We start from the raw sequence: 15,102 nt of genomic DNA on the forward strand, positions 1-15,102 counted from the left end.
CGGAGTACGCGGTAGTCGCCCTGGATTGCGGACGTTGTGTTCATGAGCGGTGCCTGGTTGCCGCGCATTTTCGGAAAACCACTTCCACCATACGAGAAACAAACAGGTGGGAAAAGGGGCGTGCAGGGCAAAGAAAGAGACCCACATCACGTCCGTGATGTGGGTCTCCCTCACGCTCATGACACCGACCCGCCATGCTCGCCTCGCGGCAAGTGGTCCCTCGCAGGGACAAAGGTTGGGCCCGGGGGCTTGGATCGGGCCGGTGCCACACCAAGGCTAACAAACCGGCGCGCCGGGGCCATTCCCGTACGGGAGGTTCACAGGAAACTCAGTCCCGCAGCAGGTCCGGCACCCCGGCCGCGTCCGGCTCGTCCCGCTCCCCCGACACCACCGTCAGCTGCTGGGTGGCCCGGGTCAGCGCCACGTAGAGCACGCGCAGCCCGGCCGGCGACTCGTCGGCGATCTCCGCGGGCGAGACGACCACCGTCGCGTCGTACTCCAGCCCCTTGGCCTCCAGGCTGCCGAGCGCGACGACCCGGTCACCGAGCCCGGCCAGCCAGCGCCGGGCCTCCTCGCGCCGGTTCATCGCGACGACCACGCCGACCGTGCCGTCCACCCGCTCCAGCAGCCGCTCGGCCTCGGCCCGCACGGTCCGCGCCAGCGACTGCCGTACGACCGTGCCGTGCTCGACGTTCGTTCTCACGAAACGCGGCTCGACCCCGGTGGACCGCACCGCGCTGGGCGCCTCGGAGCCGGGCATGGCGAGCGCGAGCACCTTGGCGGCCAGCTCGGCGATCTCGGCGGGGTTGCGGTAGTTCACCGTCAGCTCGAAGCGGCGCCGGGGCCGGGTGCCCAGGGCCTCGTCGCGGGCCTCGGCCGCCTCGTCCGGGTCGGACCAGGAGGACTGGGCCGGGTCGCCGACCACGGTCCAGGTGGCGTGCCGGCCACGGCGGCCGACCATGCGCCACTGCATCGGCGTCAGGTCCTGCGCCTCGTCCACGATGACGTGCGCGTACTCGGTGCGCTCCTGGGCGAGGCGCTCGGCCCGCTCGCGCTGCGACTCCTCGCGCACCGGCATCAGCTCCTCCAGGCCGGTGAGCTGGTCCAGCGGATCGACCTCGCGCCGCTTCTTCGGGCGGGCCGGAGCGCCGAGGATCGCCTGGAGTTCGTCCAGCATGGCGATGTCGTGCACCGACCAGCCGTCCCGCTGGAGCGAGCGGGCGACCTTGCGGATCTCGCCGGGGTTGAGGATCCGGCGGGCCCAGCGGCCGAGCCGCCTGTCGTCGGCCATGGCGGCGAGCACGGCCTTCGGGGTGAGCTCGGGCCACCAGGAGTCGAGGAAGGCGATGAAGGAGTCCTCGGACGTGACGTCCTCGTCGAAGGAGGAGCGCAGCTCGGCGGCCAGCTCGGGGTCGGTGTGCCGGGCGGCCGATCCCGACTTGGCCCACAGCGCGTCCAGCAGCAGCTTGCGGGCGCGGGGGCGCAGCAGGTTGACGGGCGCGGTGCCGCCGAGGGCGGTGCGGCGGATACGTTCCAGCTCCTCCGCCTCCAGCTCCAGCCGGCGTCCGAAGGCGACGACGCGCAGGCGGGACGGCGGGCCGTCGAACGCCTGCGGCGCGGCGTCCTCGGCAGCGGCGGGCCGGGGGGCGGGCCCCAGCTCCAGGGCGCCCCGGGCGGCCTTCCGCAGCACCTTCAGCATCCGGTACGAGCCCTTGGCGCGGGCCACGGACGGGGAGTCGTACAGCGTGGCCTCGACGCCGTCGACGAGCGAGCCGATCGCGCGGATCGCGACCTGGCCCTCCTCGCCGAGCGAGGGCAGCACGCCCTCGGTGTAGGCCACGAGCAGCGGGGTCGGGGAGACGATCAGGATGCCGCCCGCGTACCGGCGTCTGTCCTGGTAGAGCAGGTAGGCGGCGCGGTGCAGGGCGACGGCGGTCTTGCCGGTGCCCGGGCCGCCCTCCACGTAGGTGATGGAGGCGGCGGGGGCGCGGATGACCAGGTCCTGCTCGGCCTGGATGGAGGAGACGATGTCCCGCATGGTGTGGCTGCGGGCCTGGCCCAGGGCGGCCATGAGGGCGCCGTCACCGATCACGGGCAGCTCACGGCCGTCGAGGCGGGCGGTCAGCTCGGGCCGCATCAGATCGTCCTCGACGCCGAGCACCCGGCGCCCCTTGGACCGGATGACCCGGCGCCGTACGACCCGCCCGGGGTCCACCGGAGTGGCCCGGTAGAAGGGTGCGGCGGCGGGCGCCCGCCAGTCGATGACCAGCGGCGCGTAGTCCTCGTCGAGCACGCCGATGCGCCCGATGTGCAGGGTTTCGGCGATGTCGGCGGTGTTGTCGTCCCGCACGGCGCCTTCGGCGGGCTCCACGGCGGTGTAGGCCCCGTCGGGCCCCTTCTTGCCGTCCTTGCCGAGCAGCAGGTCGATGCGCCCGAAGAGAAAGTCCTCGAACTCGTTGTTGAGCCGGTTCAGATGGATACCGGCCCGGAAGACCTGCGCGTCCCGCTCGGCCAGCGCGCCCGGGGTGCCGACCTGGCCGCGCTTGGCCGCGTCGTTCATCAGGAACTCGGCCTCGTGGATCTTCTCCTCGAGACGCCGGTACACCCGGTCCAGGTGTTCCTGTTCGACGCTGATCTCTCGGTCGCGGACGGAATCGTGTGCGTCGTGTACCGAGCCGACCGCGGACTGCTGAACCTGAGCGGCCACCGGGCCCCCTTCTGACGTGCTGGGCAGCCGTCAACCGTACGCGAAGGGGGCCCGTCGAAGCTACGGCAGCTACGCGTTCACCTGAACCAGCTTCTTGCCCTGGAAGGTCACGACCTCGAAGTGGTCGATCTCGTTGGGCTTGAAGGCCGCCGCGCCGCCGATGTAGAGCGGCTTCTTGGACTCCGGCGTCTTGCCGTTCGGGATGCCGTAGCCGGTGTCCGGTACGGACCAGGAGGACATCGTCACGCGCTGCCCGTTCTTCGCGACGAGCACCAGGGAGCACTTGATCGGACCCGTGGCGTTCTTCAGCTCCAGGACCGCCTGAGTGCCCCAGTCCTTCTGGGCCATCGCGACGGTGGCGCTGATCTGCGACGACGGGTCCGTGGCCGACTTCTTGTCGGGCATGGCCTCGAAGGTCGTCTGCGCCGAGGACGCGGTGACCTGGCCCCCGCTCCCGCCCGAGCCGCCGTTGACCGCCACCGCGGCCAGCGGTCCGGCGATGATCAGCGCGGCGGCCGCAGCGATCATGTAGAAGCTGCGCCGGCGCTTCTGGGCACGCTTCTCCGCGACCTCGTCGACCAGCTTCTCCACGATCCGCGGGCTGGGCTTGGCGGACAGCGACTCGCCGATCGCGGGGGTGCTGCCGGAGCCCGGCAGGTCCGCGAGCGCGGCCAGCATCGGTTCCATCCCGGCCAGCTCGTCGAGCTGCTGGGCGCACCACTCGCAGCCGGCGAGGTGGGCCTCGAAAGCGGTTGCCTCGGCGTCGTCGAGAATCCCGAGGGCATAGGCGCCGACGGTCTCGTGCTCGCTCGGCACGGAAGATCCCGATTGGGGGCTCATGGGTCCAGACATACCCGGACCACCTGCACCGAATCCCTGCATTCCCCCGTAACCACTGCTCATCACGCCGTCACCCCCCGCTCCTCCAGTGCCAGCTTCATCGATCGCAGGGCGTAGAAAACCCGAGACCGCACCGTGCCGCTGGGTATCCCCAGCGTCTCGGCCGCCTCATTGACCGTACGCCCCTTGAAGTACGTCTCGACGAGCACCTCCCGGTGGGCCGGGGTCAGGTCGTCGAGCGCGTCCGACAGCGTCATCAGCCACAGCGCCTTGTCGATCTCGTCCTCCGCGGGGATGACCTCCAGCGGCGACGGATCGACCTCCTGCGGCCGGGCCTGCCGGCTGCGGTGGCCGTCGATGACGATGCGGCGCGCGACCGTCACCAGCCAGGGGCGTACCGAACCGGTCGCCCGATTGAGCTGACCGGCGTTCTTCCAGGCACGGATGAGCGTTTCCTGCACGACGTCCTCGGCGCGCTGCCGATCACCGGCGACCAGCCGGAGGACATACGCGAGCAGGGGTCCGGCGTGCTCTCGATACAGCGCACGCATCAGCTCCTCATCCGGTTCCGAGGGCTGTGAGGACATGCGATGTCGGGCCCTCGATCCACGTTCATTGGCCACGGCCGCATCCTTGCGCACGCCCACCTCCGGTGTCCGGGGGTTCCCCCAGTCGGTCGCTCGCCCACCCGTACGGAAGGAAGGGGCCCGGCGTTCAAACGGAGGGCACAGTTTCTCGTGGCTGACGTGACGACAGGGACATGCGAGCACATTCCTCCCGCCCGATCTTTACAATTCCGGCACATTGCCGGGGCGGCTCTCAATTCCCGTGTACGAGGCACCCAAACCCGGTGTTACGAAGATCACGCCCTCGCGAGCGCGGCCCGCCGCCGGTGCCGGGCCACCCGCTCCCGGTTCCCGCACACCTCACTGGAACACCACCGCCGACGCCGCCCCCGGGAGGTGTCGAGGTACACGAGCGGACAGTTGTCCCCTTCACACTCCCGTACGGCGGCCCGGGCGACGGGATCGGTGAGCAGCTCCACGGCGTCCCGCGCGACCAGCGCGAGCAGAGCGGCGCAGGCCGGCGGGCCGGCCAACTCCCTTGTGAGTGCGCCGTCCGCACCGCGTACGGCACGCGGGACGGGGGTCGAGGCGTACGCGGCCTCGTTGACCCGCCGGAGCGCGCTCTCGTACGACGGTGTGTCCGGCGCACGCGGGTCGCGCACCAACGTCCCGATGTGGGCGCGCAGTTCCCGGAACGCGACGAGCCAGGAGGCGTCGGCGTGTCCGAGCGCCGTCCCCCCGGGCACGAGCCCCACCCCGCCGATCCACGCGCGCAACGCCTCGACGCCGTCCAGCCGTTCGACCGGATGCGTGGTGGCGAGGAGATCGAGACAGATCCGTCCGGCGTCGAACCGTGGCTCGTACGCGGGGGGCGCCGTACCCAGTGCCATGTGCCTGTCACCGCCTAGGCAGGAAGCGTGGGGGCTCTTCTCTGTGGGCCTCTCCTCTTCACAGTGCCCGCCCGGACGCCCGGCCGGAACCCCTCGTACCCCTGTTCAGGCGGAGCCGGGGGTCCGGCGCAGGACCAGGGACAGGAAGCCGAAGGAGTCCCGGTAGACGCGCAGCCACTCGGTGCGGCGGGCCGTGGCGGTCTCGGGCACCTGAGCGCTGTCCGGATCGTCCGGGTGGTCCAGGGCCCATGCGGCCAGCGCACCCCAGCAGGCCCATTCGTAGTCGTCCAGCTCCTGGCGCGTGCTGATGTGACCGTCGACGGGAGTCCAGCCGGCGGCGGCGACACGGTCCATGGTGGTCGCCAGGTCGGTGAAGTCACCGAGCATCTCGACGGCCTCCCGCGAGGGGGGCCGTTCCCAGAACCCGTCGCCGATCAGGACCCGGCCGCCGGGAGCGAGGTGGCTGCGGGCCGCGGCGAGCGTGGGGAGCAGACCGCCGAAGGCGTGCGCGGCACCGAAGCTGAGGATCACGTCGAACGGCTCCGCCGACACGAACTCCTCGGCCTTCCGGTGGTGTAGGACGAGCCGGTCCCGGACGCCGAGGTCACCCGCCGCGGCGGGGGCCTGGGACAGGGCGTCCTCGGAGACGTCCACACCCTCGGCACGCACGCCCGGCCGCAGCGCCAGGGCCCGCAGAAGCCATTCCCCCGGGCCGCAACCGAGGTCGAGCACCCGCTCGTCGCCCCTCGCAAGACCGCGCTCCAGCAGGCGCCGCACCGAGTCGTCGCCGAGCGGGGACTTGATCGGGTGGCCGCGATGGGCGATCCGGGACATCTGTTCACGCTTCACCGGTGCAGCGTGCCAACGGCCGGGGCGACACGCGCCCCCTTTACGGCGCCTGCGCCTCCGCCCAAGTCGCCTACGCGTCCGCGTACTTCGCGTCCGTCGCCGGGTCCAGGGCCAGGCGGTAGCCGCGCTTGACCACCGTCTGGATCAGCTTGGGGGCGCCAAGGGCCGTGCGGAGTCTCGCCATCGCCGTCTCCACGGCGTGTTCGTCGCGGCCCGCGCCCGGCAGGGCGCGCAGGAGGTCCGCCCGGGGCACCACCCAGCCGGGGCGACGGGACAGGGCCCGGAGCAGGGACATGCCGGCCGGGGGGACCGGCTTGAGGACGCCGTCGACCAGGACCGCGTGGCCCCGGATCTCCACCCGGTGTCCGGCGATCGGCAACGCCCTCGACCGGCCGGGCAGTTCCTGGCACAGGAGCTGGACCAGGGGGCCCAGGCGGAAGCGTTCCGGCTGGATCGTGTCCACGCCCTGGACCTGGAGGGGGATCGCCGTGACCGGGCCCACGCAGGCCGGGAGGACGTCGTGGGCGAGGGCCGACAGCAGGTCGGTGAGCAGGCCCCGCTCCTCCGCCCGGGAGAGCAGCGAGGCGGCCGCGGGGGCGCTGGTGAAGGTGAGGGCGTCCAGGGATCGGGAGACCGTCGCGTCCAGGAGGCGGTCCAGCGGGGTGATGTCCTCCGGGGGCATCCAGCGGTACACCGGGACCGGGACCACCTCCGCTCCCCCGGCCCGCAGGGACTCCACGAAGCCCGGGAGCGGTTCGCCGTGCAGCTGTACGGCGATGCGGCGGCCGTCGACGCCCTCCTCCAGCAAGCGGTCCAGGACTTCGGCAAGGGACTCCGAGGAGGGCGACCACTCCTCCGTCAGCCCGGCCGCGCGGATCGCGCCCTTGACCTTCGGCCCCCTGGCCAGGAGTTCGGTACCGCGCAACCCGCCGAGCAGCTGCTCGCCGAGGCCCCAGCCGTCGGCGGCCTCTATCCAGCCCCGGAAGCCGATCGCCGTGGTGGCCACGACCACGTCGGGCACCTGGTCGATGATCTCCTTGGTCGCGGCGAGGAGTTCGCCGTCGTCGGCGAGCGGCACGATGCGCAGGGCCGGTGCGTGCAGGACGGCGGCACCGCGCCGCTGGAGCAGGGCGCCCAGCTCGTCGGCCCGGCGCGCGGCGGTGACGCCCACGGTGAATCCCGCGAGCGGACCGTGCTCGACGGCTCCGAGTTGCTGCTCTTCGTACATGGGCTCTCCTAGCTGGCCGGCGCGCGAATCGAGCCTGTCAACGGCGCGTGACAGGCTCGGTTCGGCTTGATTGCGCCGGTGTTACGTCACACTTCGGCGTAGCTGAGCTGCGCCTTTGTCTCCGAAGCCGCCACCGGCACGGCCTGTTGCGCCGGGCGGCGAAGGTATACGGCCCACGTCACGGCGAAGCAGAGCCCGTAGAAGGCGAGGAAGGCGACGAACGCTCCGGTGCCACTGCCGTAGGACAGGAAGGACTGGCGGAAGGCGAGGTTGATGCCGACTCCGCCGAGCGCGCCGACCGCGCCGATCAAGCCCATGGAGGCGCCGGACAGCCGACGGCCGTAAGCCGCCGCGGCCTCCCCCTCCAGGCCCTTGGCCAGGGCCTTCGCCTGGAAGATGCCGGGGATCATCTTGTACGTCGAGCCGTTGCCGAGCCCGCTGAGCACGAACAGGACGACGAAGACGGACACGAACAGCGGCAGCGACTTCTGCAGGCTCGCGGCGATCAGGACGCCGGTGGCGGCGGCCATGGCGACGTAGTTCCACAGGGTGATGCGGGCGCCGCCGAAACGGTCGGCGAGCCGGCCGCCGAGGGGGCGGATCAGGGAGCCGAGCAGCGGGCCGATGAAGGTCAGGTACGCCGCCTGGAGCGGGGTGCGGCCGAACTGGATCGTCAGGACCTGGCCGAAGGCGAAGCTGTAGCCGATGAAGGAGCCGAAGGTGCCGACGTAGAGGAAGGACATGATCCAGGTGTGGCCGTCCTTCGCGGCGTCCTTTGCCGCGCCGGTGTCGTTCTTCACGGAAGCGAGGTTGTCCATGAAGAGAGCGGCCAGAACGGCGGCCACGACGATCAGCGGGATGTAGATGCCCAGCAGGACCCGCGGGCCGCCGCTCGCGCCGATGACCGCGAGGGCGACGAGCTGGATGACGGGCACGCCGATGTTGCCGCCGCCCGCGTTCAGGCCGAGCGCCCAGCCCTTCTTCTTCAGCGGGAAGAAGGCGTTGATGTTGGTCATGGAGGAGGCGAAGTTGCCGCCGCCGATGCCGGCGAGCAGGCCGACGACGAGGAACGTGTCGAAGGACGTGCCCGGTGTCATGACCGCGAAGGCCGCGATCGTCGGGATGAGCAGCAGGCTCGCCGAGATGATCGTCCAGTTGCGGCCGCCGAACACGGCCACGGCGAAGGTGTAGGGAACGCGTACGACCGCACCGACGAGGGTGACCATCGAGGTCAGCAGGAACTTGTCGGCGGGCGTGAGGCCGTACTCCGGGCCCATGAACAGGACGAGGACGGACCACAGGGTCCAGACCGAGAAGCCGACGTGCTCCGAGAGGACCGAGAACCACAGGTTCCGGTTGGCGATCCGCTCCCCGGTCGCCGTCCAGAATCCCTCGTCCTCCGGGTCCCAGCGTTCGATCCAGCGGCCACTGCGACGGGTTGGGGCTGTTGGGGCTGGGGCTGTCATCACGCCTCCACGGGGCTCCGGCTGCTCGGTCCGCCGTCGACCTGCCATCGACCGGCTCAGCCCGAAGGTAGGGAGGGCGCGTTTCCTGCCTGTGGCTGTGGGTGACCGGAAGGGAACGTTGCTCTCACTCGGCGCGGGGGCGGCCGGTGAGGGCCGCTCAGGGCTGCATGACAGCGGCGTCGACAGACGGAATCCATCCCCCGGCCGGCCGCCGCAGCCACCCCTCCCCCGCCGCGAGCTCGGCCGCCGCCCGCCGAAGCGCCTCCAGCCCCGGATGGACCAGCCCCTTCCGCCACACCAGGGAGACCGGCGACAGCGGGACGGGGCCGACGAGCGGGCGGCGGACGGTGTGGGGCATGGCCGGGAAGTCGACCACGGCCAGCACCGGATGCCGGGTCTTGGCCATGATCCGTTCGAACTCCTCGTCCCCGACGGCCAGCGGCAGCGGCGCGGCGAGCCGGATGCCCCGCCCCTCGAAGAGCCGGTTCGCCAGGTCGGTCCACTCCAGGGTGCGCGGGTTCCCGGCGCCGGCGTACACGGTCTCGCCGACCAGCTCGGACAGCGGCACCTCGGCGCGGGCGGCCAGCGGATGGTCCTCGGGCAGTACGACGGCCATCGGCTCGTAGCGCACCGGCTGCTGCTGCAGACCGGAGCGCAGCGCCGGGTCCAGGCCGGCGAAACGGCCGAAGGAGACGTCCAGCCGGCCGGCCAGCAGTTCGGCGGCGGCCCCGGTCAGGCCGCTCTCGTAGCGGGCCATCAGCTCGCAGTCCGGGGCGAGTTCACGGGCCCGGTGCAGCACCCGGCGGCCGGTGGCCAGGCCCGGTGAGTTGAGGTCCACCAGCAGCGGGCGGGACCGGCCGGCGGCGAAGGCGGCGAGCAGGTCGTCCTGGGCGGCGAGGACCCGCCGGGCGTGCGGCAGCAGACGCTCGCCGTCCGCGGTCGGCGTCACCTGCCGGGTGGTCCGCACGAACAGCTCGGCGCCCAGCTCCCGCTCCAGCCGCCGTATGTCCCGGCTGAGCGCCTGCTGGGCGACGTACAGGCGGGCCGCGGCGCGGGTGAAGTGCAGTTCCTCGGCCACGGCGACGAAGGCGCGCAGGAGGCGGGGGTCTATGCCGGCGGGGACGGACATGCCCGTGAACTTACAACACAGGTGCGTGAATCGGCACCGAGAAGGTGTTGGACCCCGTGATCCACTCGGGGCGAGGGTGAGTCCATGTCCTCGGTCATGTCCACAACCAGCGGCTACCGCCGCCTCCTCGGCCTCCCCGGCGCCCGCGCCTTCACCACCGGCAACCTTCTCGCCCGGCTGCCCATGGGCATGTTCAGCGTGAGCGCCGTCGTGATGATCGCCGGTTCGCGGGGCTCGTACGCCCTGGCCGGTGCCGTCACCGCGACCGGTCTCGCGGCGACCGCGCTGGCCGGGCCCTGGATCGCCCGGCTCGTCGACCGGCACGGGCAGGCCCGGGTCGCCGTACCGGCCACGCTCGTCTCCGTGCTCGGCAGCCTCGTGCTGCTGCTGTGCGTCCGCTACGACGCCCCCGGCTGGACCCTGTTCGCCGCCTACGCGCTCACCGCGGCCACCCCGAACATCGGCGGCCTGTCCCGCGCCCGCTGGGCCCATCTGCTGCGCGACGACCCGGGCGCGCTGCACACCGCGAACTCCTTCGAACAGGCCGCCGACGAGCTGTGCTTCATGCTCGGCCCGGTGCTGGCCTCCTTCCTCACCGGCGCCCTCTTCCCGGAGGCGGGCACACTCACCGGCGCGGTGCTGCTGCTCGCCGGCGTGCTGCTGTTCACCGCGCAGCGGGCCACCGAGCCGCCGCCGCGGGCCCGCTCACAGGCGCCCTCGCCGCTGCGCAGCCCGGGCATCCCGCCGTTGCTGGCCTGTTTCACCGCGACCGGGGCGGTGTTCGGCTCGATGGAGGTCGTCACGATCGCGTACGCCGACGCACAGGGTCACCGTGCGGCGGCCGGTGCGGTGCTCGCCCTGCAGGCGGCGGGGTCGTGCGCGGCGGGGCTGCTGTACGGCGCGCTGAGGCCGACGGGAGTGCGGCTGGGGCACTGCCTGGCGGGCATGGCCGTCCTGATGACGCTGCCGTGGGCGGCCGCGGGCCTCGCCGGTTCGCTGTGGGTGCTGGCGGGGGCGCTGCTGGTGGCGGGAATGGCCACGGCGCCGACGATGGTGACGGCCATGACACTGGTGCAGCGGCGCACCCCGGCCGCCCGTCTGAACGAGGGGATGAGCCTGGTGGTGACGGGGCTGCTGACGGGGATCGCCTGCGGTTCGGCGGTGGGGGGCTGGGTGGCGGAGCACTTGTCGCCGGTCTCCGCGTACGTCGTACCGGCGGCCGGCGCCACCGTCGCCCTCGGGTTGGCTTCGCTCACCCGCGTCGGCGGGGTGCCGCCGCGCGGGGAATGACAACGGCCCCGCCGCTAGAAGCGACGGGGCCGTTGCCCACATGGGGTAACCCCCGGAGGGGTTTGGTGGAGATGGCGGGAATCGAACCCGCGTCCAACGGTGCGGAACCAGGGCTTCTCCGTGTGCAGTTCGCTTCGCTTTTCTCGGCCCCGGCGATCACGCGAACAAGTCGCCGACGGGCTCAGTCACTGTTTGGTTTCCCTCTTCACCCCGTGACCGGGATCAAGGTTTAGTTCCCTAGCTGATGCCAGGATCCGGGTCGGGAACAGCCCCGGGCTGACACTTCGCAAGTCGCTACTTAGGCAGCGAGGGCGAAGGAATCGCGCTTGGTGTTGGCGATTATTTTTTTCGGCCTGTGGTTTACGAGATCATGGCCGCTTCCTCGACACGCTTCCCCTGCTTCGACAGCCGCTGTCGAAACCGATCATCCCCATGTTGATTTCTCAAGGTTCACACCAGGCGCTGACGTCCGGTGCTGGTGCCATCGTACGGGAACAACGCAGGTCGGTGCCAGCGTATTCCCGCTAGCCCCGCTGCTTCCGGCGCGCCGCCGACATCGCGCGGTCCGCCTCGCGCCGGTCCTGCTTCTCGCGCAGGGTCTGGCGCTTGTCGTACTCCTTCTTGCCCCTGGCGAGCGCGATCTCGATCTTGGCGCGGCCGTCCTTGAAGTACAGGGCGAGGGGCACGATCGTGTGACCCGTCTCCTGGGACTTGGACTCCAGCTTGTCGATCTCCACGCGGTGCAGCAGCAGCTTGCGCTTGCGGCGGGCGCTGTGGTTGGTCCAGGTGCCCTGGCTGTACTCGGGGACGTGCACGTTGTGCAGCCACGCCTCGTGACCGTCCAGCTGCACGAAGCCGTCGACCAGCGAGGCCCGTCCCTGGCGCAGCGACTTCACCTCGGTGCCCATGAGGACCAGCCCGGCCTCGTAGGTGTCGAGGATGTGGTAGTCGTGCCGCGCCTTCTTGTTCTGCGCGATCAGCTTGCGCCCTTTTTCCTTAGCCATAGTGCTGACCATTTTGGCACCACACCGGGGGTGTGAGTACAGCTGATTACGAGTGGCTACGAGGGGTCACCCAGGCCGGTGAGGACCGTCTCGGCCCGGGGCAGGGCCTCCCCGGGGCTCGCGTCGAGATCGGGGGTGATGCCCCGGGCATCGACCGCGTGGCCGGAAGGAGTGCGGTAGTGGCCGACGGTCAGCTCGGCCACCGAGCCGTCGGGCAGCTCGCTCGGCATCTGGATGGAGCCCTTGCCGAAGGTGCGCGAGCCGATCACCACCGCGCGGCCCCGGTCCTGCAGGGCCCCGGTGAGCATCTCGGCCGCGCTCATCGTGCCGCCGTCGACCAGCGTGACCAGGGGCCGGGTGGTGTCGCCGCCGGGGTCGGCGTGCAGGGAGCGCTGGGCGCCGTCGACGTCGTAGGTGGCGACCAGGCCGCCGTCGAGGAAGGCGGAGGCGGTGTCCACCGCCTCGGTGACCAGGCCGCCGGAGTTGCCGCGCAGGTCGAGGACGATCCCGTCGTCGGCCGGGGCCTGCCGTACCGCGGCGCGGACGGCGTTGCCGGAGCCCTTGGTGAACGCGGCGATCCCGATGACGGTGACCCCGCCGGGCAGCCGGCGCACGGTCACGGAGTCGGTGGACAGGCTGGCCCGGTGCAGGGTCTCGGTCCACGCGCGCGTGCCGCGCTGCAGGCCCAGGGTGACGGGCGTGCCCGCGGCCGCGTCGTCGGCGTCGCCGCGCAGTAAGGAGACCACCTCGGTGACCGGCCGGCCGTCGACCTTGCTGCCGTCGACGCTGCGCAGCCGGTCGCCCTTGCGGATCCCCGCCTCGGCGGCCGGCGAGCCCGGCTGCACCCTGGTCACCTCGATCCGGCCGTCCCGCTCGCGCCGCGCCCACAGGCCGACGCCGGTGTAGCGGCCGTCGAGGGACTCCTGGAACTCCTGGTACTCGCCCTCGGTGTACACCGCGCCCCAGCGGTCCCCGCTGCGGCTGACGGCCCGCTCGGCGGCCTCCATCGGGGACTTGCCGTCGGCCATCGCCTCGGCGGCGGCCTTCTGGACGTCCTCGTGGCTCGTGGCCGTACCCGTCGGCCCGGTGACGGGCCTGCGTGCGGTGGCGTCCGGCTCCGGGAAGGAGCCGGTGGCGGCGCCGGTGACCAGGACGCCGGCGAAGACCAGTGTCAGGGCGGCCCCGCGGCTGATGCGGCGGGGCCGGCAGAACAGGTCTCGGCCTGGCATGGCGGGGAGTCCTCGGCCTGACATGGCGGTGAGTCTAGGACAACGCGAAGGGCCGTACGGGCGGATGCCCGTACGGCCCTCTTGGCATGCGTCACACCTTCAGGTACTTGCGCAGCGCGAAGAACGCCGCAAGTGACGGCATGAGAACGCTGGTTGCGAGGATCAGCGGCAGCTTGGTCAACACCGCGTCCCACCCGACGAAGTTGATGAGCGTGAGCTTGTGGGCGAGGTCCATGCCGTGGTCGATGGTGAAGTACCGGCCGACCACCAGGGCCACACAGGCGAGCCCGCCGCCGATGAGTCCGGCGACCGCGGCCTCGGCGATGAACGGCGCCTGGATGTAGAAGCCCGAGGCACCGACCAGACGCATGATCCCGGTCTCCCGCCGGCGGCTGAACGCCGACACGCGGACCGTGTTGACGATCAGCAGCAGCGCGACGATCAGCATCATCGCCATCACGCCGAGCGCGCCCCGGTTCATCAGGTTCAGCAGCTGGAAGAGGTTGTCCAGGATGCCCTTCTGGTCCTGCACGGACTGCACACCGGCGCGCCCGTTGAACGCCGAGGCGATCACCTGGTACTTCCGCGGGTCCTTGAGCTTGATCCGGTACGACTCCTGCATCTGGTCCGGCGTGAGCGAGCTGGCCAGCGGTGAGTTGCCGAACTGCTCCTTGTAGTGCTTGTACGCCTCGTCCTGCGACTCGTACGCCACCTTCTCGACGACCGGCATCTTGTGCAGGTCCGAGAGGATCTGCTTCTTCTGGTCCTCGGTCACCGCGCCCTTGGCGCAGTTGACGTCCGAGTCGGCGTCGTGCTTGTTGCACAGGAAGATCGAAACGTTGACCTTGTCGTACCAGTAGCCCTTCATGGTGCTCACCTGGTCGCTCATCAGCAGGGAGCCGCCGAAGAGCGCCAGGGACAGGGCGACGGAGACGATGACGGCGAAGGTCATCGTCAGATTGCGGCGGAGACCGACACCGATCTCCGACAGGACGAACTGGGCGCGCATGGCGTCTTGTCGAGCCTTTCGTCGTGAACTTGCTTAGTGCTGGTAGCCGTAGACGCCGCGGGCCTGGTCGCGGACGAGGCGGCCCTTCTCCAGCTCGATGACGCGCTTGCGCATCTGGTCCACGATGTTCTGATCGTGCGTCGCCATGATGACCGTGGTGCCCGTCCGGTTGATGCGGTCGAGCAACTTCATGATGCCGACGGAGGTCTGCGGGTCGAGGTTGCCGGTGGGCTCGTCGGCGATCAGCAGCTTGGGCCGGTTGACGAACGCCCGCGCGATGGCCACGCGCTGCTGCTCACCACCGGAGAGCTCACCGGGCATCCGGTCCTCCTTGCCGCCGAGCCCGACGAGATCGAGCACCTGTGGCACGGACTTGCGGATCTCGCCGCGGGACTTGCCGATGACCTCCTGGGCGAAGGCCACGTTCTCCGCGACGGTCTTGTTCGGCAGGAGCCGGAAGTCCTGGAACACCGTGCCCAGCTGGCGGCGCATCTGCGGCACCTTCCAGTTGGAGAGGCGCGCGAGGTCCTTGCCCAGCACGTGCACCTGGCCGTGGCTGCACCGCTCCTCGCGGAGGACCAGCCGCAGGAAGGTGGACTTTCCGGAGCCGGAGGACCCCACGAGGAACACGAACTCGCCCTTCTCCACCTCGAGGGAGACATCCCTGAGTGCGGGGCGGGTCTGCTTGGGGTAGACCTTGGAGACATTGTCGAATCGGATCACGGATGCACCACGCGTCGCCGGGGGTAGATGAGCGTGACCATACGCGAACCGGGTGTGCAAGTGCAGTCGCAGGTCGAGGTTGGGTAAGGCTTGTACGTTTTTGTACCGGCCGCGGTTCTCTCCCGGTCCCCTCCCGGCTCTCCGAGGCCCCGCGCAAGCTCCGCGGGAACCT

At 71.0% G+C, this 15,102-nt stretch carries 13 protein-coding genes and 1 other RNA gene; 1 reads left to right on the forward strand and 13 read right to left on the reverse strand.

The window, feature by feature from the left end:
• Positions 1–328: 328 nt before the first annotated feature.
• From LMU33_RS20540 to LMU33_RS20575, 8 genes are all read right to left on the reverse strand, one after another.
• A complete protein-coding gene (locus LMU33_RS20540; RefSeq protein WP_228621948.1) occupies positions 329–2,707 on the reverse strand; it encodes a HelD family protein in 2,379 nt (792 codons plus the stop codon).
• Between the two features lie 69 nt (positions 2,708–2,776).
• The gene (locus tag LMU33_RS20545) at positions 2,777–3,559 is read right to left on the reverse strand and encodes an anti-sigma factor family protein (RefSeq protein ID WP_228621949.1); all 783 of its coding nucleotides are present in this window, start codon (positions 3,557–3,559) and stop codon (positions 2,777–2,779) included.
• 50 nt (positions 3,560–3,609) lie between these two features.
• On the reverse strand, positions 3,610–4,194 hold the full coding sequence (locus LMU33_RS20550; RefSeq protein WP_030167252.1) for a sigma-70 family RNA polymerase sigma factor: 585 nt from the start codon (positions 4,192–4,194) through the stop codon (positions 3,610–3,612).
• 215 nt (positions 4,195–4,409) lie between these two features.
• Entirely contained in the window at positions 4,410–5,003 is a 594-nt protein-coding gene (locus tag LMU33_RS20555; protein WP_228621950.1) for a CGNR zinc finger domain-containing protein, read from the reverse strand.
• Between the two features lie 105 nt (positions 5,004–5,108).
• Entirely contained in the window at positions 5,109–5,852 is a 744-nt protein-coding gene (locus LMU33_RS20560; protein WP_228621951.1) for an SAM-dependent methyltransferase, read from the reverse strand.
• Between the two features lie 70 nt (positions 5,853–5,922).
• On the reverse strand, positions 5,923–7,080 hold the full coding sequence (locus tag LMU33_RS20565) for a uroporphyrinogen-III synthase (RefSeq protein WP_228621952.1): 1,158 nt from the start codon (positions 7,078–7,080) through the stop codon (positions 5,923–5,925).
• A gap of 86 nt (positions 7,081–7,166) precedes the next feature.
• Complete coding sequence (locus LMU33_RS20570) at positions 7,167–8,546, reverse strand: nitrate/nitrite transporter (protein ID WP_228621953.1); 1,380 nt, start codon at positions 8,544–8,546, stop codon at positions 7,167–7,169.
• A 157-nt stretch (positions 8,547–8,703) separates the two neighbouring features.
• Positions 8,704–9,675: a LysR family transcriptional regulator gene (locus LMU33_RS20575; protein WP_228621954.1), complete on the reverse strand. Its 972-nt coding sequence runs from the start codon at positions 9,673–9,675 to the stop codon at positions 8,704–8,706.
• A 96-nt stretch (positions 9,676–9,771) separates the two neighbouring features.
• On the opposite strand from LMU33_RS20575, the gene LMU33_RS20580 reads away from it, so the two are divergent.
• Positions 9,772–10,965 carry an MFS transporter gene (locus LMU33_RS20580; RefSeq protein WP_228621955.1) on the forward strand — a complete coding sequence of 398 codons (1,194 nt, stop codon included), beginning with the start codon at positions 9,772–9,774 and terminating at the stop codon, positions 10,963–10,965.
• A 63-nt stretch (positions 10,966–11,028) separates the two neighbouring features.
• Here the strand turns inward: LMU33_RS20580 and ssrA are convergent.
• The 5 genes from ssrA to ftsE all read right to left on the reverse strand — a co-directional run bounded on the left by ssrA (position 11,029) and on the right by ftsE (position 14,930).
• Positions 11,029–11,397, reverse strand: a transfer-messenger RNA (tmRNA) gene (ssrA, locus tag LMU33_RS20585).
• Positions 11,398–11,489: 92 nt separating this feature from the next.
• On the reverse strand, positions 11,490–11,969 hold the full coding sequence (smpB, locus tag LMU33_RS20590) for an SsrA-binding protein SmpB (RefSeq protein WP_228621956.1): 480 nt from the start codon (positions 11,967–11,969) through the stop codon (positions 11,490–11,492).
• Positions 11,970–12,025: 56 nt separating this feature from the next.
• Complete coding sequence (locus LMU33_RS20595) at positions 12,026–13,198, reverse strand: S41 family peptidase (protein WP_228621957.1); 1,173 nt, start codon at positions 13,196–13,198, stop codon at positions 12,026–12,028.
• A 91-nt stretch (positions 13,199–13,289) separates the two neighbouring features.
• Entirely contained in the window at positions 13,290–14,207 is a 918-nt protein-coding gene (gene ftsX / locus LMU33_RS20600; RefSeq protein WP_228621958.1) for a permease-like cell division protein FtsX, read from the reverse strand.
• Between the two features lie 33 nt (positions 14,208–14,240).
• On the reverse strand, positions 14,241–14,930 hold the full coding sequence (gene ftsE / locus LMU33_RS20605; RefSeq protein WP_031159396.1) for a cell division ATP-binding protein FtsE: 690 nt from the start codon (positions 14,928–14,930) through the stop codon (positions 14,241–14,243).
• Positions 14,931–15,102 lie beyond the last annotated feature (172 nt).

The organism is Streptomyces barringtoniae (assembly GCF_020819595.1).
Taxonomy (GTDB): domain Bacteria; phylum Actinomycetota; class Actinomycetes; order Streptomycetales; family Streptomycetaceae; genus Streptomyces; species Streptomyces barringtoniae.